This is a genomic window from Microbacterium soli (genome assembly GCF_039539005.1).
In the GTDB taxonomy this organism is placed as follows: Bacteria; Actinomycetota; Actinomycetes; order Actinomycetales; family Microbacteriaceae; genus Microbacterium; species Microbacterium soli.
This window is the reverse complement of record NZ_BAABCP010000001.1, coordinates 331357-351090: the sequence shown is the minus strand read 5'-3', so window position 1 is coordinate 351090 and position 19734 is coordinate 331357. Positions and strand designations below refer to the sequence as shown.

Sequence of the window (19734 nt, the reverse complement as noted above, 5' to 3'; positions counted from 1 at the left end):
CCCTGCTACGGTGCGGCCGAGTTGATCCTGATCCGACCGAACGCGGAGATCGGCTGGGAGCGATTGATCTTCGCGACGTCAGCGCAGCAGAAGACTCACGAGTTCAACCCTGGAACCGACGTTGAACTTCCTGTAGATGTTCGACAAGTGCATCTCCACCGTGCGACCGGATATTCCCAGGCGGGTGCCGATCTCACGATTCGAGTAGCCCTCCGCGACGAGATCGAGGACTTCGTCCTCGCGACGAGTGAGAGTCTGGTTGACGGGGAGAAGTGAACGGAACTGATCGCTCGACCCGGCGGGCGCCTCGACGCCCGGCAAGTGAGCGTGACTTTCCCACGCCTCGGTGGTGATGCGATGGGTGGGGCGAATCGCATCCAGAACGTCTGCGAACACCGGGGAGAAGATTCTGCTCGACTCGGCCAGCGTGCGCGCCGCCGATGCCGATATCCCCGCCCCGATGTGCGTCATCGGAAGGGACAGCAGAGCGTTGAGGAAGGCCACTGACGCGTCGTGAAGCTTGTGACGCATCATCAGCAGACCAACTTGCTGTCCTTGCAGATAGGCCTCGATGAGAGGCGTCAGTGGCCCTCGGCTGAGGTGCCAGGACTCTTGAGACGGCGAGGGGATCGCGGACAGCAGAAGATTGGTGTGCCGTTCATAGACTTCCTCAGGCGCAGAGGTCCACGATTGAGTGATCTCGATGAGCGCCTGAACGACCCGAGTATGCGACGGCGTGACGGCGACCTGACGCAGAGCAATCGCCTGAGCGTGCAGTCTTTGCACAGGTGGCTCCTCGGAAACGACGCCGACCTGGAATGTTCTCGTGGCTGTGAACAGATCGGTGAGTTGAGGTGCTGAAAGAGAAGCGCCTTCGTCAGCATGCGATATGAGCAACGATTCGGCGTCCGAGAAGCAACCGCATGCCAAGGCGGCGCGTGCCGCAGTCACCACGGCCTCGCCCCTGTGCCCGTCCGGGTGGCTGCTGAGCGCTGCACTGGCCACTTCGTATGCGGAAGTCGCTGATCCCGCGATCAGCAGCTCATTCGCGAGGGGGATGAGCGATGTCGCAGGCACCCGTGATGGATCTGAAAGGTACTGATGCCATATGGAAAGTGATGATTCCCCGTAGTGCAGCATCGCTCCAGCTATTGAGTGGTGAGCCTCTTGAATATCGGCCGGTTCTGCAGAGCTGACCAGAATTGAGCGGGTGAGTGGTTGATCGAATTGGAATCGCCCGTCGTCTATTTGAAATTCTCTCACTATTTCGGGCGTCGTGTCCTCCAAGCCTATGCCCATCGCCCTATAGAGGATGTCCAGTCGGTTCGAAGTGGAGAGAGCAACGAGGAGAAGGCGGCGCATCGAGGCCGGCGAGAGAATTTTCTCTATGCGCTGGCGAAGTCTGCGAGCCAGCTCTCTTGGGATGGGAATCGGCGCGGGAAGAACGCTGAGCCCGGCGAGCTGATTCGCGGAGAGAGACCTGGCGACTTCGAGGACTTCGTGATCATTCAGCAATTTAAGACCGGCTAGCCGAGAAGCAACATGTGGTGCAACTGGGAGCGCAAGGTTCTTTTTCACCAGCGCGATCACACGGGCGGCTTCTTGTTGCTTCATGGCGGTTCACAGGTCTCGAGAACGATAGATGTGAGGCGGGGATTTTATCGGAGTGTTCGCTCCTCGACGAACTTTCGCAATAAGTTGAGCTCGATTATTGACGCCGAGTTTTTGATATATTCTGCGGATGTGAACCTCGACCGTCCGTATTGAAACGCTGAGACTCCTGCTGAGCTCGTGCGCAGTGCACCCTTGTAACAGCAGGGTCAGTATTTGATGTTCGCGGCGTGTTAGATCTGTGCCGCGAAGGTGTCCGATGGAGACAGGATCATGAGAACCGGTCTCTGGTTTCAAGAAGTCGGACTTCGCAATTTTCTCGGTGTATGACATGGGGATGCGGAGACCGTCAGGAAGCCTACTTGAACTGTGCCCGAGCGCGCTGAGGAGAAACTCCTCAGTTGAACTCTGTGGAGGGGCCGGTCTTCGTGCCGCTCTCGTTGTCCAGGCCGAGGACGGGAGCGCGAGGACGGCGATGGGGAGTCGTGGCACTTCCCGTATCAGGATTGCAGCTGCCAGTTCTGTCTTCTGACTCTGGAAGAGGAACATCGCGTGGAATAACCGGACGTAGGCCTCCACGAGCGGCGAAGGAATGTGACGGTCCTCGCCGGCCTTGCCATCAGGTTGCGAGCGTGTTGTCTTCAGGGCGATGGCAGCGATACGAGCGTCTGCTGCGGAGGCGTCTTCCTCCCATATCGAGAGCGCGCGGATCAGATCGCTGAGGATCTCGGAATCGATCCGACGCGACATGATCCGATGCAGAGAACGAAGCTGTTCGATATGTTCCTCGAGGGAGAGGGCGCCGCAAGGTTGGTTCTGATGCAGTATCCGGGTCGCTGACATTGCAGTGCGCGTGTCGAAGGTGTTCGCGTCGGTGAAGTACCCACCGCCGAGTGCAGCTTGGGTGGCGATTTTCGTGGCCGCCGTGAGGATGTCCTGATGGCCATGTCGACGGGCGGTATCCATCGCGAGTATCGCAGCGCGTTGGGCAGGATGGACTGCACCGTGAGCGATCTGCTGCGTGGCAGTGCGAAGCAGACCTTTCAGAGATTCGCGGCTACCCAACCGGGTGTGCGCCTCATGCCACGCTGAAGATGCCCGGTCCCCATTTCGAGTACTGGTTCTGGCCAGAGACGCGTGCGCACTGGTGAGTTCTTCTGTTCCTGCGATGTTCAACAGAATTGTCCGCGCTGCCGGATTGAGATGAAAGTAGCCATCCCTGATCTTGAGAAGGTTCGTGACCGCGTCGGTGAAGAAGTGGACCGAGTCGACGGCAGCCGAGTCGATGAGGTTCTCGACTTGCTGAGTCGTGCTCAAAGAGGCTGTGAGGAGGATTCGAGCCTCGGCAGGACTGAGTGCCTTGAGATCGAAAGGACCGAGGCGGGTGTCCTGAATGGGAATCGGATCGGGGAGGATGCTGAGGCCTGCCAGTTGCTCACGGGACAGACTGGTGCCGACGTAGCTCAGCTGCGACTTGCCTCCGCCACTGGCTTCCAGTAGGTGAGACGCAACGTGCGGCGCCACTGGGAATCCGGACGATCGGGAGAGCGTCCGTTGCGCATAGACCCAGGGCATGGGAACCACGTCCTTCGAAGCGGAAGAAGAATCTGCCGTCAGCACGGAGCCATGCGACGTTGCATTGTGCTTGCCTATGCGGTCGCCGGGCCGTAGAGGGGGACGGGATGCTCGACGTCGGAAGGTGTCGAGCATCCCGTAGGAGAGTGAACCGCCTGTAAAGGGGACGACAGGCCGGAACACCCTCGCGCGCTGATCGTGGGTTCCTCGTGATGTGGGATCTTGACGAGGAAATGGGGTCCATGCGTGAGAGGACTTTATATCCCCGTGCGCCGATCAGCAGGTCAAAAGAGTCGGGGAGGGCCGTGCGTCGGGAAATGAACCGACCAAACGCAAGGCTTCATCAACATTCCAACCATCCCCATGCAATAAAAGTACCCTGGTCCGGTCGACAGTTTCATGCCGGTCGGACTGGCGGGTTTCCCACGCCCGCCGAACCGCATCGGTTCGAGACCGATGCGGAACAGGCACTATGTACGATTGCAGGCATGGCCACCGGAATTCCGGCTACGGGGGAGCTGACGATCGTGGAGGTGCCCAGAACCTGTGTCTGATCTGGGTATTCACCGGATTCCGGCACAGGTGCCCGTTGGGCCGGGTGTACGTAGTTCCCCTGTAATCGGGTCCTCGAGCCGTCCATGGTCCTCGTGGTGGCCGGCCTGCGGTTGCTGGTAGGCGACCACCGCGCACACGGGATCCGCTGACCGCGCTGCTGCGCCACGAGGATGCGCACCCCGGAGAGGGCGTGCATCACGGCTCCCAAGCCGGCGAAGCTCCAGCCCGCCCATCCCGTCCATGGAAGCCAGGAGCCGACCGCTTCGTGAGGGTCGTGAGAACGCCGTACAGAGATAACGAACAGGTAACGAAGAACTGTCCCGCCGCGTCCGCGTTTGCTCGCGCCGCAACGCGGTGGGTAACTTGGTGGCGTTTGCGGTGGTCGCTCCCCCCGGAGCGCAGCCGTGAAGTTACCCGGAATCGACGTGTGCAACTGGGGTGCTCGTCAGGGGAGATATCCGGTCGTGAGGTTTTGGGGACCTACATGCGCAATTCAACGCGCCGTTTCGCGTTGCGATTCGGCCAAACGGCTTCGGCCATTTTCATCACTGGGGCGCTGATCTTCAGCGGAAACGCCGCCGCATCGGCGGCGATCTCACCGGCTGCGACGCCATCCGGTACGGCGCAGCAGACACTGGGCAGCGGAAGCTGGTCACCGTTCACGCCGAAGCCGGCGGACACGCGCGACATCATTGTGACCAAGCGCGTCTTCGCCGAGCCGACCAGCGTGAACGGGCCGATCGGCGACGATGTCCGTGACACGGCCGGGTCGACCTTCCGGCTGTACACCGACGACGACGGCGAGCCCGGATCGGCCACAGCGTTCACCTGCACGATCGTCGCGGACGGCGAGTGCAGGATCACCGTCACCGGCCTGCAGAAGGGCGGCGACAACCGAGGCGAGCGCTTCTGGGTCGTCGAGGAGGACGCAGAAGCGGGCTCGGATGCCGCCGAGCACACCTACATCAACTCCGAGCTGTACGTGGGCGCCTACACCGGTCCGCGGGACCTGCGTCGGATCGTCGGACTGACGAAGGCGCTCGAGCCGTCGTCCACGCCGCTGGCCATGCCGATGACCGCGTCCCAGCTGTCCAATTCCGATCTGCCGCGCACCAACGCGACGACCGCCGAGGCAGGATCCTTCGGCGCGGTCGTCGGCTCGTACAAGAACCCGACGATCGTCCCGAAGTGCGAGGCCTCTCCGCTGCGGATCGGGATCATCCTCGACCAGTCCGCGTCGATCAGCGGTGATCAGTGGCGGACCTTCCGCGGCGCACTGGTCGACGGCAAGGACTCCGTGCTCCGCCTGCTCCGCGACGCGAACGCGCGAGTCTCGGTGCTCGGCTTCGGCTCCGGCGTCTCGGGTCAGAACGGCTGGCACCACGGCGGCGCGTCAGGACCCGCGGCGCTGCCGACGAACAACGACAGCCTCGAGCAGATCATCCCGGCCTCCCGCCCCGGCGGTTCGGGCAACACGACGAACTGGGATGCCGCCCTGAGCACCTTCCAGCAGCACTCCGACGACTACGACATGGTGCTCTTCGTCACCGACGGTGCGCCGAACTACATCCTCGACGGCACCGGTCCGAGCAACACCAACGTGACGCTGCGTTCGCTGGAGGCCCCGATGTACGCGGCCAACGCGCTCAAGAAGCACGACGTGCGCGTCGTCGCCGTGGGCGTGGGCGAGGGCGCATCGGGAGAGCAGGTCGCTCAGAACCTGCGGGCCGTCTCCGGTGAGAAGGCCGGCTCGGACTACCTGCAGGGGGACTGGGACGGACTCAAGCGGATCCTGTCCGAGGTGGTCACCGCCGCCACCTGCCAGGTGCCCGTCGAAGTGTCCAAGACGCTGAAGAACGCCGACGGCTCCACGACGAAGCTCGCCGGAGACTGGGACTTCACCGCGGCTCTGACCCCGGGCACCAGCAGCCCCGTGTCGCTGCTGGGCGACGCGACGCAGACCACGGACTCCGGCGCGGCGGGCGCCGCGCACTGGACCGTGAAGTTCACGCAGCCCAGCGGGCAGGCGGCGACCCTGAAGATCGAGGAGACCGCCCAGCCGGGGTGGACGCTCGACGCCGTCGACTGCACGCTCGATGCGCGCACTCTGCCGACCACTGTGGACGGCGACTCCGTCACCATCTCCGACCTGGGCCCGGCATCCGGGGCACTGAAGTGCACCTTCACGAACAGCGAGGCCAAGCCCGCGACCGTGACGGTCGACAAGAAGTGGGTGGTCGACGGGGAGAAGCTCCCGCACGGCGACCAGCCCGACGGGATGGACGCGACGCTCCGGATGGCCATCCAGGGCGACGACGTCAGCGACGTCGCCTGGGGCCAGACCCGTTCCGGCTTCACCGTGGGCGACTCGGTGACGATCGGAGAGGACACGACCCTCGACGCCTCGCTGGTGAACGGCTGCGTGCTCACCGGGAGCACCATCGCCGGCCCCGGCATCAAGGGCGCCGCAGAACTGACCTCCGACGGTTACGACGCGGTTCTCACGAAGAAGTCCAACGTCTACACCGTGACCAACACGGTGCAGTGCCAGCGGCTCACCCTCGTGAAGAAGGTGCACAACAGCCACGGCGGCCAGGCGACCCCTGCTGACTGGGACGGCGGCCTGTTCGCGCAGACCGGCACGGCGGCCCCGATCGCCTTCGACTCCGGTGAGACCCGGTATGTCGGTGTCGGCGAGTACGTCCTGTCCGAGTCGGATGAAGACGGGTACTCGCAGGCGAAGCTGGTCTGCACCGGCGGCGAGCTCACCGGCTCGACCGTGTCGATCAAGGCCGGAGCCGATGTCGTCTGCACCTTCAAGAACGTGGACGACGCCGGTTCGGTGACCTGGACGAAGACCGCCGACGACGGGACCACCGCACTGGGCGGCTCGGTCTGGACCCTCACCGGTCCGGGGCTCGGTACGGACGGCGTGGTCATCGAGGACTGCACCTCCGCTGCGGACTGCTCGCAGCTGCGGGACCGGGATCCCGCCGAGGGCTCGTTCCTGATGGGCGATCTCGACTGGGGCGAGTACAGCCTTGTCGAGACGAAGGCACCGCGCGGCTATGTGCTGGATGCGACGCCGCACGAGTTCACGATCGCGGCGGATGCCGTGACCGTGGACCTCGGCGCCCTCGTGAACACCGAGGAGCCCGTGGTCCCGGAGCCGGAGGATCCGGAATCGCCGGTGCTGCCGCTGACGGGCAGCGACGGTGCACTGTGGATGTCGGTCGGTGCGATCGCGCTGATCCTCATCGCCGGTGGCGTGCTGCTGGTGCTGCGCAGGACGCGCACTCAGGAGTGATGCCGAGACGGTGACCTGAGACCGGCCGGGGCCGAGGAGGGCGACCTCCTCGGCCCCGGCTCGTCGTCTGTGGGCCGTCCCGTGGTGCAGAGGGGACAGGGCTCAGGGCGTCACGTGGAGCGGACTCCCGGTGTCGATGATGGCGACGGGCACGGTGGGCGCCAGCTGTCTCATGGCATTCGCGAACAGAGCGGGATCCTTGTCGCTGCGCAGGATCAGTCTGTCGCCGATGGGGCCGGCGGTGTATGCGTAGTGCTGCGGCACCACGAGCTTCGGGTGGAGCGCGGCGGCGAGTTCGGCGGCTTCGTCCGCATTCATCACGACCTGCCTGTTCCGGGCCGTCCTGATGGTGAGCCCGTTGATCGGCAGGAGAGCGACATCGAAGGTGCCGTGCCGATCGCTCAGGGTCAGCAAGTCGGGGGTGAGCAGCGTGTCACCGGCGAAGTAGACGCTCCTGCCGCCGGCCTCGATGATGAAGGTCACCTCATGAACACCGTGCAGTCCGGGCGCGGCATGAACGGTGATGTCACCGATCTGAGCGCTCTGCCACGCATCCAGCGGAGTGATGTCCGTGAAGCCGGCTCTGCGCGCCCTCCTCGCGACGGGGCCGGCGACGATCATCGGGACGTCGTGATCCCGGTAGCCTCGGAACGCCCTGAGATCGCAATGGTCGTAGTGCTCGTGGCTGATCAGGACGGCGTCGAGACGGGGGAGCGTCTCTGGTGTCAGAGCCACCGGCTCTCCGGGGTGGTAGAACACCCTCTCCGAGAACCATGGATCGGTGAGGATCGTCCTGTCCCCGATTTGGATCAGGTGGCAGCTGTGGGCGACGCGGGTGATGGTCAGTGACTCGCTCATCGGTGCTCTCGGCTCTCCGCTGCGCGGCGGGGGAGCCGAGCAGGATGCCCAGGGGAGTGGTCCGTGGAGCAGTGGTCCGCGGGTTCTGTGTTGTTCATGGTGGGTCCTCTCAGGTGTGAGATCTAAATGGTACGCAGTACCAAACGATATTCAATACCCGAAGGGACGTTGTTACGCTGAGAGCATGGCCTCATTGATCGAGAGGAAGCAGCATCGCGCCCGCCTGCGGATCATCGAAGCGGCGGACGACCTCTTCGCCGACCGGGGTTTCAATGCAGTGTCGGTCAGCGACATCGCGGAGCGGGCGGAGGTCGGGCGCACCACCTTCTTCCGGCATTTCGGAGACAAACAGGAGGTCGTGTTCGCGCGTGAGCGCGAGGTCCTCGCCTTGATCGCCGTGGAGGACGTTCCCGCTCCCGGAGCCGATCCGTCCGACCTCATCGAGGCCCTGCGTGCGCTGCAGCCGATCATCCTGGGCGTCACGTCCCGGATGACGGCGGACGCCGACGCATTCCGGCGGCACATGCGCCTCGTGCAGGCGCACCCCGAGCTCGGAGAGCGCGACGCCGCGAAGCTCCAGGAGATCGCAGACCTGCTGGGCGACCTGCTCACGAACCGAGGCTGGGATGCATCCGTCGCCACGCTCTCGGGCCGGCTCGCCGTCGCGTGCTTCCAAGCGGCTCGCCGGGAGTCCACGGATCCGACGGATCTGGCTGAGCGCACCCGTCGCGCCCTCGAGCGGATCCTCGGGCTCCGCCCCTGAGGCTCAGGGGTGCGTACAAGACCCCTCGCCCGCTGCTCGGGAGCGCACGACGTCCGTGCGCCCGTGCGGGCGGAGGCCCGGATGATCCCCCTCAGCCGTGCGCGTGCCCGTGCACGGCGTCCAGCGCGCTGAGCGCCACGACGGAATGCGCGTAAGCGCCCCCGGCGCGCATCTCGGCGGCGACCCAGATCGCCTCCATGATCTCCTCGTCGGTCGCGCCCTTGCGGGAGGCCTGCTTGGTGTGGCCGTCGATGCAGTACGGGCACTGCGTCACGTGCGCCACGGCGACGGCGATGAGCTGCTTGGTCTTCTCGTCCAGCGAACCCTCGGCGAAGACCTGCTTGCTGAAGGCCTCGAACGCGGCCGAGGTGCCGGGCACGAGGTCACGGCGCCGCCGGGTCAGCTCGGGGGTGCGGGCGGGGTAGGGGGAATCGGTCATGGTGTGCTCCTTCCACAGTCGCCACCAGGGTATGCCCGCTGTGGCGGTCGGGTGCGAGGATGGGGGCATGACCGCACCGTCTCCGCTCGTCGCCGTCTGCCAGTTCGCCCCTGCAGCGTCTCGGTCTGCGAACCGGGAGCGCGTGTCCGGGCTCGTCGCCGACGCCGCGGCGCGCGGGGCGCGCCTGGTCGTCCTGCCCGAGTACAGCAGCTACTTCGTCGACCCGATGGACGCATCGCTGGCCGCGGAGTCGGAGACGCTCGATGGCGAGTTCGTGCAGACCCTCGCCCGACTGGCTGCGGAGCACGCCACGGCCATCGTCGCGGGGCTCGTCGAGCGGGCGGACGCGGGACGCGTGCACAACACGCTCGTCGCGGTGACGGATGCGGGAGTGCAGACCGTCTACCGCAAGCAGCACCTGTATGACGCGTTCGGCCAGACGGAGTCCACCTGGATCGAGGCGGGCCCGGTGGGTCAGGCCTCGGTTTTCGACGTCGACGGCGTCCGGTTCGGGATGATGACCTGCTACGACCTGCGCTTCCCCGAGGTCGCTCGCACGCTCGTCGACGCAGGGGCGGATGCCCTGGTGGTGCCGGCCGAATGGGTGCGCGGGGCTCTCAAGGAGCACCACTGGAACACACTGCTGGCGGCCCGCGCGATCGAGAGCACCGCCTACGTGATCGCCGCCGACCACCCGGGTCCCGTCGGGGTGGGCTTCTCGCAAGTCGTCGACCCGCAGGGCGTCGTGGTCGCCGGTGTCAGTGCGGGGGAGGGGATCGCGCTGGCATCCGTCGATCCGGAACTGGTCGTGCGCACCCGTGAGGTCAATCCTGTGCTCCGTCTGCGCCGCTACCGCGTGACCCCCGCGACCTGACGCCCCGCCGGTCCCGTCAGCGCAGGGACGCCAGGCGGCGGGCGCCCTCCTCGAGCACGTCGACGCGCTTGCAGGCGGCGAAGCGCACCAGTCCGGCGTAGTCGTCCTGGTGCGCGGTGGCCACGAACGCGCTGATCGGGATGGCCGCGACACCGACGCGCTCCGGCAGCGCACGGCAGAACGCCGCGGCGTCCGCACCGCCCAGCGCGGTGGCATCCGCCACGGTGAAGTACCCGCCCTGCGGGGGGTGGACCTCGAATCCCGCGGCGCGCAGGGCATCGCCCAGCAGCTCGTGCTTGCGCTGCAGCGCGGCGCGCGCCTCGTCGAAGTAGGCGTCCGGCAGTCGCAGCCCCACCGCGATCGCGGGCTGGAACGGTGAGCCGTTCACGTAGGTCAGGAACTGCTTGACGGCGAGCACGGCCGTGATCAGCGCTGCCGGGCCGTGCACCCACCCGATCTTCCAGCCCGTGGCCGAGAAGGTCTTCCCCGCCGACGAGATCGTCAGCGTGCGCTCGGCCGCGCCGGGGAGCGTGGCGATCGGCACGTGCGGGGCGTGGAAGGACAGGTGCTCGTACACCTCGTCGGTGACGATGATCGCGTCGCGCTCCTGCGCCAGTCGGACGATCTCGGCCTGCACCTCGGGGGCGAACACCACCCCGGTCGGGTTGTGAGGGTCGTTCACGAGGATGATGCGAGTGCGCTCGTTGACGGCGGCGGCGAGTTCGTCCAGGTCGGGCTGGAAGTCAGGGCGCCGCAGCCGCACGGTGTGCAGCCGCGCACCCGCCAGGGCGACGACCGCCGCGTACGAGTCGTAGTAGGGCTCGAAGACGACGACTTCGTCCTCGGGGGAGTCGATGAGCGCCAGCAGCGTCGCCGTCAACGCCTCCGTCGCCCCGGCGGTCACGAGCACCTCCGTGTCGGGGTCGACGTCGAGCCCGTAGAAGCGCTGCTGGTGCTCGCAGATCGCCCGGCGCAGCTCCGGGATGCCGCGTCCGGGCGGATACTGGTTCGCCCCTTGTGAGATGGCCTCCCGCGCGGCCTCCAGCACTGCGGCAGGGCCGTCCTCATCCGGGAAGCCCTGGCCCAGGTTGATCGCGTCGAATCGGACCGCGGCAGCCGACATCTCTGCGAAGATCGTGGGAGCGACCTCGCCTTCCGGAGAGAGAAGACCCGCCCCTGCTGCGGTGCGCCGCCAGGCACCGGGAATGACATCCATGCACTACAGGCTAAGACCATAGGAGACATGCAACTCCGCCATATGAAAAGCACAGACTCGCTTGTCACTCTGATGATGCACCTGGAAGGAGCAGATCATGAACGACAACATCGCCGACGGTGAGACCCCCACACCCGAGGTCCCGAACACCGGTGCGGCATCGGCCGCCTCCCAGGTGCCCGCACCCGACGGTGCGGCACAGACCCCGGCCTGGCAGCCTCCTGCCGGTCAGGCCCAGCCCGGCCCCGAGGCCCATGCCGGCCATCCCTCGGCTCAGCCCGCTCAGCCGCCGTACAGCGCCGGCCGACACCAGCCGGCCTACGGGCATCAGCCCGGCCCGTACACGCAGCCCGGCGCCTACGCTCCGCATCCCCAGTCGGGGTACAGCGGCCCCGCCCATGCGGCTCCGCACCTGACGGCCTCCGCCTTCGGCGGCGCCGCACAGCCGCAGCCGACCGCGCAGACCGTTCCTCTCGACCCCGCGGCGCTCTCCGGGGCGTCGGACGCGGGCGCTCCGGCATCCTCCTCCCGCAGAGGCGGCGCACCGCTGAAGGTGGCGGGCCTCCTGCTCGCCGCAGCTCTGGTCGGCGGTGCCGCCGGTCTCGGCGGAGGAGCCGTGATGCTCGGTACGAACGGCTCGCCCGTGGCCCAGTCGGCGACGGGCCCGCAGACAGTCACGGTCAACAATCCCGGGTCGGTCAACGAGACCACCGCGATCGCGGCCGACGTGCTCCCGTCCGTCGTGACCATCGAGGTGGGAGGCGCGCAGGAGTCCGGCAGCGGATCGGGCGTGATCCTCAGCAAGGACGGCTACGTGCTGACCAACACCCACGTCGTCACCCTCGGCGGTGCGGTCGCGCATCCCACCATCCGTGTCACCACCTCCGACGGGCGCATCTACTCGGCCACGGTCGTCGGCACCGACCCGATCTACGACCTGGCCGTCATCAAGCTCGACGACGCCACCGGGCTCAAGCCCATCCAGTTCGGCGACTCCGCCAAGCTCAACGTCGGCGACACGGCCGTGGCCGTGGGAGCACCGCTCGGCCTGTCCAACTCCGTGACCACCGGCATCGTCAGCGCGCTCAACCGCAGCATCCAGGTGGCCTCCTCGGCCGTCCCCGACGGCTCGCCGAACGACGGCGGAGACAACGGCGGCCCCGGCGGGAACCCGTTCCAGTTCGACATCCCCGGGTTGGGGGCCCAGCAGCAGCCCAAGCAGTCCATCTCCATCGCCGTCATCCAGACCGACGCCGCCATCAACCCCGGCAACTCCGGCGGCGCGCTCGTCGACAGCCAGGGGCACCTGATCGGCATCAACGTCGCCATCGCGACCGCGGGGCAGTCCTCGTCCTCGTCGGGTGAGTCGGGCTCGATCGGCGTCGGCTTCGCGATCCCCGCCAACATCGCCCAGCGAGTCTCCCAAGAGATCATCGACAGCGGTGCGGCCACGCACGGCCTGCTGGGCGCCACCGTGCGCGACGCGTCGTCGATGCGGGACGCGACGATCGCCGGTGCCGTGATCGTGCCGCCCCGCAGCGGCCAGTCCGGCGTCGTCGACGGCGGTGCCGCGGACCAGGCCGGTCTGCGGGACGGCGACGTCATCACGCGTTTCAACGGCCTCCCCGTCGGCAGTGCCACGGACCTCACCGCGCAGGTGCGCGCCGAAGGCGCCGGCTCCACGGTGAAGGTCGTCTACGTCCGCTCGGGGAAGACCTACACGACCGAGGTGACCCTCGGCGAGCTCCAGCTCTGAGGAAGGGCACGAGAAGCCTCCGAATCACGGTCGGGAACGGACGCCACCCCGCGATAGGCTCGCGGGGTGGCGTCCTTCTCCTTCGGAACCGGCAATGCGGCGAAGCTGCTCCGGCTCCCGCTGTATGCCGCAGGACGCATAGGAACACTGCTGGTGCCCCGCGGCGACACCTGGGTGTTCGGCTGCGGAGCCGGAGTCGGGGACGGCGCACTGGCCCTGCAGCGGGAAGCGCGCGCGGCGGGGCATCGCACACTGTGGCTCGCGCGCTCGCCGCAGGACGAGGTCGACGCCAGAGCCCTGGGCATCCGCACCCGGCGTCGGGACGGGCTGCGCGGCTGGTGGGCGACAGCCCGAGCGGGTGTCATCGTCGTCACGCACGGGCTGGGCGATGTGAACCGCTACGGCAGCACGGACGGCTTCGTCGTCCAGCTCTGGCACGGCATCCCGCTCAAGCGCATCGGGCTGGATTCGCCTGTCACCGCCCAGGTCCCGGCCCGGCTGCCGGGCGCGCGGATGCTGCGCCGCCTGCTGACGGTCGGGTACCGTGCGGCCGCACAGCGCATCCGCGTCATGCCCGCGGCCTCGCATCGCGCCCGCGGTCGACTGGAATCGGCGTTCGGACTCGGCGACGGACGCGTGGTCGTCACGGGCGAGCCGCGCGTCGACGTGCTCTCCGCGGGGAGCGCGGCGCAGCGCCGAACCACCGCGACAGCCCTGCTGACCCGCACCGGCCCGCTGCTGTCGGACCAGCGCGTGCTGCTGTACGCGCCCACCTGGCGCGACGGCGCCGCCGACCCCGCCATCCCCACCGCCGAGCAGTGGGTGCGGATCATCCGGGTCCTCGAGAAGCACGACGCGGTCCTCTTCATCCGCTCCCATCCGCTGGGCGCCGGGTCCTACCGTCCGCCGTGGTCGAGCGGGCGGGTGCGGATGCTCGGCAGCGAGCTGCTGGCGGACGTCACCCCGGCGCTGCCGCGTGTGGACGCCCTCATCACCGACTACTCGTCGCTGGCGTACGACGTGGGGCTGTTGGGGATGCCGGTGGTCCACCTCGCCCCCGACGTCGAGGAGTACGGCCGCTCGCGGGGCTTCTACGGACGCTACGAGGATGTCGCCGGCGACGACTGGGCGCAGGACTGGGACGGCGTGATCGACCGGCTGGACGCCCTGCTCGCGGATCCCGCCGAGCGCGACCGGCTCGCCGCGCGGTCCGCGGCGCTGAGCGCGAGCATGCACGCCCACCGCGACGGGCGCAACGCCCGCCGTGTGTACGAGGTCATCCGCGCGCGGGTCGCCCCCGCGCAGAGGGGAGCACGATGACGACCGCACGCATCGATGAGCAGGCGCAGACGCTGGTCGTCGCAGGGACGGGCCCGCGCCCGGCATCCGCGATCCTGAACGGTCCGCGTGCGCACGTCACCGCGAGGCTCACGGGCGGGGGCAAGACGTGGAAGGCGACCTTCCCGCTCCGCGTCGCGCGCTGGGGCGGGGCGGCGCTGCCGCTGCCGTCGGGGGAGTACGACCTGGACATCCCGGATGCCGACCTCGCGGAGCTGCGCGTGGAGAGCACGCTGCTGCCGATCCTGCGCATCCAGGTGCACGGCTCCCGTGCATCCGTCTCCGCCCCTCTGGATGTGGCCGACCGGAGCGCGGAAGGGCAGCGCATGCTCGAGCAGCGGTACGCGGCCCGGCCCGGGGCCGGCGAGAACGCGGTGTTCTTCGAGAGCTTCTACGGGCAGACCTCCGGCTGCAATCCGCGGGCCATCGACCGCGTTCTCGCGCTGCGCGCCCCGTCGGTGACGAGGTACTGGGCCGTCGCCGACCTGTCGGTGGAGATCCCCGACGGCGCCGTCGCCGTCGTCGAGGGCAGTCCGGAGTGGTGGCGGGCGCGCGCCGACGCGCGGATGCTGATCGTGAACGACTGGCTGCGGCGGCGCTACGTGCGCAAGCCCGGCCAGCATGTGCTGCAGACCTGGCACGGCACGCCGCTCAAGCGCCTCGCACTGCACCGGCCCGGATTCGCCCCGCGTCGGATGGCGGCCGTCGTGAAGGAGTCGCGGCGCTGGGACGCGCTGCTCGCGCAGAACGTCTACGCGGCGCGCGTGCTCCGCAAGGCCTACGCGTTCTTCGGGAAGCCCATCTGGGCGGACGGCTACCCGCGCAACGATCTGCTCGTGGACGGGGATCCGGCCCCGGTCCGCGCCGCCCTCGGCATCGGAGACGACGAGCGGGTGCTGCTGTACGCTCCCACCTGGCGCGACGACCGCTCCGAGATGGTGGATTTCGTCGACCCGGAGGAGCTGGCCGCGCGCACCGACTCGGTGGTGCTCGTGCGCGGCCACTCGCGCACTCTGCGGCCCGGCCGCGATCGCACCGGCGCCCGGGTCATCGACGTGACGGGCTTTCCGGAGACGGCACGACTGCTGCTGGTCGCGGACGCCCTGATCACGGACTACTCCTCGGTGATGTTCGACTTCAGCGTCACGGGGCGGCCGATGTACTTCCTCGTGCCGGATCTCGAGCATTATCGGGGCGAGCTGCGGGGCTTCTACTTCGATCTCGCGGCCCGCGCGCCCGGCCCGCTCGTGCGCAGCCAGGACGAACTCGTCGAAGCGCTGTCGGACGAGGGGATCACGGCCGCGTACCGCGACCGCTACGCGGCGTGGACCGCGCAGTTCAATCGTCTCGACGACGGGCAGGCCGCCGACCGGGTGGTCTCCCGCATCCTCGACCTGGGTTGGCTCGCCCCCTGAACCGCACCCGCACGGGTCGAGCCCCGTCGGCGGTGGCCGCCGCCTCGACAGGGCGGTGGGCCGGATGTCAGGGGAGCGGGGTGTTCCGCGTCCCCAGGCGCGACGTGTCGACGGTGTCGCTCGCACCCCGCAGCACCCCGGCGAGGAACCCCACGCCCCAGGACAGATGCATGGTCGGCATCACGGCGAGCGTCCACAGCCGCTCCCGCAGGCTGCGCGGGCCCCGCGCGATGCCGACGCCCGCCAGCGCCACGGCCAGCACGAGCAGCACATAAACGACCACGGGCAGCTGGAGCACGGCGGCGGCCAGGGCGACGGCCACAGGCAGCACCCGGGTCAGCTGCAGCACGCCGGCGATGACCGCCACGGCCGTGAGCACGACCAGCGCGGGAGGGGCGAAGAAGCGGATGCTGTTGCGGCGGCCGTACCGGCGCACCAGCTCGCCCCGCCAGGCGCCCGTCGCGTGGAACTGGCGCGCCAGCCGCCACCAGCTCTCCCGCGGCCAGTAGGTGACCGACAGCCGCGGGTCGAACCACACCAGATGACCGGCCTGCCGGATGCGCAGATTCAGCTCCCAGTCCTCGCCGCGACGGATGCTCTCGTCGAACCCGCCGACCTCGTCCAGCACCTCGCGGCGCATCACCCCCAGATAGGCGGACTCCGCCTCGCCCTCCGTCGTGCCGCCGTGGTACGCGCCGCCGCCCAGCCCGACCGGCGAGTTGTACAGCCGTGCGACCGCGCGCTGGAACGGTGTGCGTCCGTCGGCCCGCATCACCCCGCCCACGTTCGCGGCGCCCGTGCGCCGCAGCGTCTCGACCGCCCGGCGCGCATAGCCGGGGGAGAGCTCGGAGTGCGCATCGACGCGGATGACCGTCGGCTGCGTGCTGGCGCGGATGGCGGCGTTCAGGCCGACGGGGATGTGCGCCTGCGGGTTGTGCACGAGGTGCACACGGGGGTCCTCCGCGGCGAGACGCTCGGCGAGCTCCGTGGTGCCGTCCGTCGACGGTCCCAGCGCCAGCACGAGCTCGGTCGGTCCGTCGACGTCCTGCTCCAGCACCGAGCGCACGGCGTGCTCGAGATAGCCGATCTCGTTCAGCACCGGCATCACGAAGGAGATGCCCTCGCCCGTCTGGATGTCCTCGTGCCGCACCTGTCGATCATGTCATGCGCGGCCGCCGCGAATCCCGGCGGATTCGGAGGATGCCGTCGCCCTGTCGCGCAGCAGGAGTGGCGACAACGTTGCGGTCACAGGCTCGGGGCGGTCGGAACGCAACCCGTATTCTGGAACGATGGGTGTCGTTTCTGACGGGAAGAAGGCATATCGGCTGCTGCGGAAGGCCCTCACCTCGCGCTCCGCGGTGCAGCGCGTGCGCCGCACCCTGAAGCAGCGACCCCCGCATCCGCGGGACCACTACCGGATCGCGGTGTACTTCGCCGACGGCGATGTGAACATCTACCAGATGCGCCAGTGGTACCGGCCCCTCCGGGAACTGGCGAAACGGTGGCCGGTCGTCGTGCTCTCCCGCAATGCGACCGGGGCCGAGAAGCTCATCGCCGAGAGCGGTCTGCCGGTGGCGTTCGTTCCGACCGTGCACAACCTCGAGAAGTTCATCGCCACGCAGGATCTGCGCGTCGTGCTGTACGTGAACCAGAACACCCGCAACTTCCAGATGTTCCGCTACGGGCGCCGCTGGCACGTCTTCATCAACCACGGCGAGTCCGACAAGATGTACATGACGACCAACCAGTACAAGGCGTACGACTACGCGCTCATCGCCGGGCAGGCCGCCCGCGAGCGCCTGCAGCGCACGCTGTGGGACTACGATCTCGACCGCCGCGCGATCGAGATCGGCCGGCCGCAGGCCGACCACTACTCCGGCACCCTGCCGTTCACCCCGGACCAGCGCACCGTCGTGCTGTACGCCCCCACCTGGGAGGGGGACCGTCCGTCCGCGCACTACGGGTCCATCGCCACGCACGGCGAGACGCTCGTGCGGGCACTGCTGGCCAGTCCCCGCCATCGCGTGATCTACCGCCCGCATCCGCGCAGCGGCGTCATCAGTGCCGAGTACGGCGCTGCGCACCGCCGGATCCTCGCCGCGATGGCCGCCGCGAACGCCGCCGACCCGACCGCGCACCACGTGCACGACGACGGCGCCGAGCTCGGCTGGCAGCTGGCCGTCGCCGATGTCGCCGTCGTGGACATCTCGGCCATGGTGTACGACAGGCTGGCTGCGGGCAAGCCGCTGCTGATCACCCGTCCCGTCGACGCGCGCGCCTCCATCGATGAGGCCGGCTACCTGTCGGCGTGCGAATGGCTGCGCGTCGAGGATGCGGGGGACATCATCGCCCACGTCGAGCGGGTCAGCGCGGACGAGGAGGCCGTCGAGCGGCTGCAGGCCTGGGTGCGGCACTACTTCGGCGACACGACGCCCGGCGCGGCCACGGAGAGGTTCCACGGCGCGATCGAGCTGCTCATGCAGCGCTGGGACCAGTGGCACGCGCATGACGGGGCAGTGCCGGAACCCGACGACGAGGTCAGCGACGACGGCGCGGACGACGAGGACTGAATGGACGAGCTGACGCGCACGCGCGCCGTGGCCGCACGGCTGCTGGCGTTGCCGGAATGCGGATCGACCAACGCGGAGCTGCGGGAGCGGGCGACGGATGCCGAGGGCTGGCCGCACCTGTCCGTGCTGCTCACCGACACGCAGACCTCCGGCCGCGGCCGGCTCGACCGCACCTGGAGCACGCCCCCCGGTACCGCGATGGCCGTCTCGGTGCTGCTGCGGGAGCTGCCCGCCGACGTGGGTGACTGGGGCTGGATCCCCTTGGCGGCGGGAGTCGCGATGGTCGACGCCGTGGCCGCCCAGCTGCCCGGGCACGAGGTGGGGCTGAAGTGGCCCAACGACGTCCTCGTCGACGGGCGGAAGATCTGCGGCATCCTCGCCGAGGTCACGGGCTCCGCCGTCATCGTCGGCACCGGTGTCAACACGGTCATGGCCGCCGCACAGCTGCCCGTGCCGACGGCGACCTCGTTCGCCGCGCTGGGTGCGGACGTCGACGTCGACCGGCTGCTGACCGAGTACCTCGCCGGGCTCTCGGCCGCCGTGGCACAGCTCGCGGAGACGGCGGATGCCGAGGCATCCGGTCTGCACGCGGCGGCGACCGCGCGCTGCCACACCCTCGGCCAGGACGTGGACGTGTCCCTCCCGGGCGGCGGCATGCTCACCGGACGCGCCGTGCGCCTCGCCTCCGACGGGCGGCTCGTCGTCGATGACGGGCACGGCGAGCACGAGGTGTCCGCCGGGGATGTCGTGCACGTGCGCCGGGTGTGGAGTGCGGACCAACGACGCTGCTCGAGGTCCGTCGGCGGGCGGCGCCTGTGAGCAGCGGAGCCGGTGCGCCCCGGAGACACGCCCGGACGCCCTGAGCGTGCCCTTCAGCGCCATGGGCACAATGGAGGGGTGACCCAGCCCGTGACGCTCGGAGGACGGCCCCTGATGCCGCCTCCCGGTGTGCCCGTCGAGGAGCTGCTGGTCGCGAGGTTCCGCGGTCATGCGCGGCGGCTGATCTGGTCGGCGCTCGTGCTGATCGGCGTCTGCGGCGCCACCGCGTACCTGTACGGGAACCTGCCGTCGCCGTTCGAGGACTGGATGCTGCTGGCGGCTGCAGGCGCAATCGTCGTGCTGCTGGTGATCATCCCGTTCCTCGTGTGGCTGTCGCGCTCGTACACCATCACCACCCGTCGCGTGATCGCCCGCGCCGGTCTCGGCGCCCGCCGCAGCCGCGAGCTCTCGCACACCCGTGGCTACGCCATCGCCGTGCGCCGTGGCCCCATCCAGCGGATGTGGGGGGCGGGGACCATCACCCTCAGCAGCGGTGCGGACGCACCGCTGCGCCTGGTGAACGTGCCCAGCGTCAACCTCGTGCACGCCGTGCTGGCCGACCAGGTCGAGGTCAACCAGATCCTCGCCCATCGGGACGCGCAGGCCGGGCCGGCCGCCGCCGATTGAGCACTGTTCGC

16 protein-coding genes are annotated in these 19734 nt (G+C 68.6%); 9 read left to right on the top strand and 7 right to left on the bottom strand.

The features are described 5' to 3' along the window. Positions 1–78: 78 nt before the first annotated feature. The 3 genes from ABD770_RS01680 to ABD770_RS01670 all read right to left on the bottom strand — a co-directional run bounded on the left by ABD770_RS01680 (position 79) and on the right by ABD770_RS01670 (position 4422). Positions 79–1614, bottom strand: a complete 1536-nt coding sequence (locus tag ABD770_RS01680) for a helix-turn-helix transcriptional regulator (RefSeq protein WP_344817753.1) — start codon at positions 1612–1614, stop codon at positions 79–81. 6 nt (positions 1615–1620) lie between these two features. Further along, positions 1621–3231: a helix-turn-helix domain-containing protein gene (locus tag ABD770_RS01675; RefSeq protein ID WP_344817752.1), complete on the bottom strand. Its 1611-nt coding sequence runs from the start codon at positions 3229–3231 to the stop codon at positions 1621–1623. 990 nt (positions 3232–4221) lie between these two features. After that, positions 4222–4422: a hypothetical protein gene (locus ABD770_RS01670; RefSeq protein ID WP_344817751.1), complete on the bottom strand. Its 201-nt coding sequence runs from the start codon at positions 4420–4422 to the stop codon at positions 4222–4224. A 13-nt stretch (positions 4423–4435) separates the two neighbouring features. On the opposite strand from ABD770_RS01670, the gene ABD770_RS01665 reads away from it, so the two are divergent. Further along, on the top strand, positions 4436–7048 hold the full coding sequence (locus ABD770_RS01665) for a SpaA isopeptide-forming pilin-related protein (protein WP_344817750.1): 2613 nt from the start codon (positions 4436–4438) through the stop codon (positions 7046–7048). 102 nt (positions 7049–7150) lie between these two features. On the opposite strand, the gene ABD770_RS01660 is transcribed toward ABD770_RS01665, so the two are convergent. Beyond that, positions 7151–7906 (bottom strand): MBL fold metallo-hydrolase, encoded by a 756-nt coding sequence (locus tag ABD770_RS01660; protein ID WP_344817749.1) that lies wholly within the window; start codon positions 7904–7906, stop codon positions 7151–7153. 184 nt (positions 7907–8090) lie between these two features. Between ABD770_RS01660 and ABD770_RS01655 the strand changes: the two genes are divergently transcribed. Further along, a complete protein-coding gene (locus ABD770_RS01655; RefSeq protein WP_344817748.1) occupies positions 8091–8669 on the top strand; it encodes a TetR/AcrR family transcriptional regulator in 579 nt (192 codons plus the stop codon). A 91-nt stretch (positions 8670–8760) separates the two neighbouring features. Here ABD770_RS01655 and ABD770_RS01650 read toward each other — a convergent pair whose 3' ends face one another. Then, positions 8761–9108 carry a carboxymuconolactone decarboxylase family protein gene (locus tag ABD770_RS01650; protein ID WP_344817747.1) on the bottom strand — a complete coding sequence of 116 codons (348 nt, stop codon included), beginning with the start codon at positions 9106–9108 and terminating at the stop codon, positions 8761–8763. A gap of 67 nt (positions 9109–9175) precedes the next feature. On the opposite strand from ABD770_RS01650, the gene ABD770_RS01645 reads away from it, so the two are divergent. Continuing rightward, positions 9176–9982 (top strand): carbon-nitrogen hydrolase family protein, encoded by an 807-nt coding sequence (locus ABD770_RS01645; RefSeq protein WP_344817746.1) that lies wholly within the window; start codon positions 9176–9178, stop codon positions 9980–9982. A gap of 16 nt (positions 9983–9998) precedes the next feature. Here the strand turns inward: ABD770_RS01645 and ABD770_RS01640 are convergent, their stop codons facing one another. Next, complete coding sequence (locus tag ABD770_RS01640) at positions 9999–11198, bottom strand: aminotransferase class I/II-fold pyridoxal phosphate-dependent enzyme (RefSeq protein ID WP_344817745.1); 1200 nt, start codon at positions 11196–11198, stop codon at positions 9999–10001. Positions 11199–11295: 97 nt separating this feature from the next. On the opposite strand from ABD770_RS01640, the gene ABD770_RS01635 reads away from it, so the two are divergent. The 3 genes from ABD770_RS01635 to ABD770_RS01625 all read left to right on the top strand — a co-directional run bounded on the left by ABD770_RS01635 (position 11296) and on the right by ABD770_RS01625 (position 15707). Then, positions 11296–12954: a S1C family serine protease gene (locus tag ABD770_RS01635; protein WP_344817744.1), complete on the top strand. Its 1659-nt coding sequence runs from the start codon at positions 11296–11298 to the stop codon at positions 12952–12954. A gap of 66 nt (positions 12955–13020) precedes the next feature. Further along, positions 13021–14274, top strand: a complete 1254-nt coding sequence (locus ABD770_RS01630; RefSeq protein WP_344817743.1) for a CDP-glycerol glycerophosphotransferase family protein — start codon at positions 13021–13023, stop codon at positions 14272–14274. After that, entirely contained in the window at positions 14271–15707 is a 1437-nt protein-coding gene (locus ABD770_RS01625) for a CDP-glycerol glycerophosphotransferase family protein (protein WP_344817742.1), read from the top strand. The genes ABD770_RS01630 and ABD770_RS01625 overlap by 4 nt, the downstream gene beginning before the upstream one ends. A 67-nt stretch (positions 15708–15774) precedes the next feature. Here the strand turns inward: ABD770_RS01625 and ABD770_RS01620 are convergent, their stop codons facing one another. Next, positions 15775–16812, bottom strand: coding sequence for a glycosyltransferase family 2 protein (locus ABD770_RS01620; protein ID WP_344819842.1), 1038 nt, complete (start codon positions 16810–16812; stop codon positions 15775–15777). Positions 16813–16996: 184 nt separating this feature from the next. On the opposite strand from ABD770_RS01620, the gene ABD770_RS01615 reads away from it, so the two are divergent. The 3 genes from ABD770_RS01615 (at position 16997) to ABD770_RS01605 (ending at position 19723) form a co-directional block, all read left to right on the top strand. Continuing rightward, complete coding sequence (locus tag ABD770_RS01615) at positions 16997–18277, top strand: CDP-glycerol glycerophosphotransferase family protein (RefSeq protein ID WP_344817741.1); 1281 nt, start codon at positions 16997–16999, stop codon at positions 18275–18277. After that, positions 18278–19096: a biotin--[acetyl-CoA-carboxylase] ligase gene (locus tag ABD770_RS01610; RefSeq protein ID WP_344817740.1), complete on the top strand. Its 819-nt coding sequence runs from the start codon at positions 18278–18280 to the stop codon at positions 19094–19096. 78 nt (positions 19097–19174) lie between these two features. Then, positions 19175–19723 carry a PH domain-containing protein gene (locus tag ABD770_RS01605; RefSeq protein ID WP_425562713.1) on the top strand — a complete coding sequence of 183 codons (549 nt, stop codon included), beginning with the start codon at positions 19175–19177 and terminating at the stop codon, positions 19721–19723. Positions 19724–19734: the final 11 nt, after the last annotated feature.

Bases quoted from the DNA above. Each gene is read 5' to 3' on its own strand.
- ABD770_RS01655 (WP_344817748.1), top strand. From the start codon at position 8,091: ATGGCCTCATTGATCGAGAGGAAGCAGCATCGCGCCCGCCTGCGGATC.
- ABD770_RS01610 (WP_344817740.1), top strand. From the start codon at position 18,278: ATGGACGAGCTGACGCGCACGCGCGCCGTGGCCGCACGGCTGCTGGCG.
- ABD770_RS01635 (WP_344817744.1), top strand. From the start codon at position 11,296: ATGAACGACAACATCGCCGACGGTGAGACCCCCACACCCGAGGTCCCG.
- ABD770_RS01615 (WP_344817741.1), top strand. From the start codon at position 16,997: ATGGGTGTCGTTTCTGACGGGAAGAAGGCATATCGGCTGCTGCGGAAG.
- ABD770_RS01645 (WP_344817746.1), top strand. From the start codon at position 9,176: ATGACCGCACCGTCTCCGCTCGTCGCCGTCTGCCAGTTCGCCCCTGCA.
- ABD770_RS01650 (WP_344817747.1), bottom strand. From the start codon at position 9,108: ATGACCGATTCCCCCTACCCCGCCCGCACCCCCGAGCTGACCCGGCGG.
- ABD770_RS01620 (WP_344819842.1), bottom strand. From the start codon at position 16,812: ATGCCGGTGCTGAACGAGATCGGCTATCTCGAGCACGCCGTGCGCTCG.
- ABD770_RS01660 (WP_344817749.1), bottom strand. From the start codon at position 7,906: ATGAGCGAGTCACTGACCATCACCCGCGTCGCCCACAGCTGCCACCTG.
- ABD770_RS01625 (WP_344817742.1), top strand. From the start codon at position 14,271: ATGACGACCGCACGCATCGATGAGCAGGCGCAGACGCTGGTCGTCGCA.
- ABD770_RS01640 (WP_344817745.1), bottom strand. From the start codon at position 11,198: ATGGATGTCATTCCCGGTGCCTGGCGGCGCACCGCAGCAGGGGCGGGT.
- ABD770_RS01680 (WP_344817753.1), bottom strand. From the start codon at position 1,614: ATGAAGCAACAAGAAGCCGCCCGTGTGATCGCGCTGGTGAAAAAGAAC.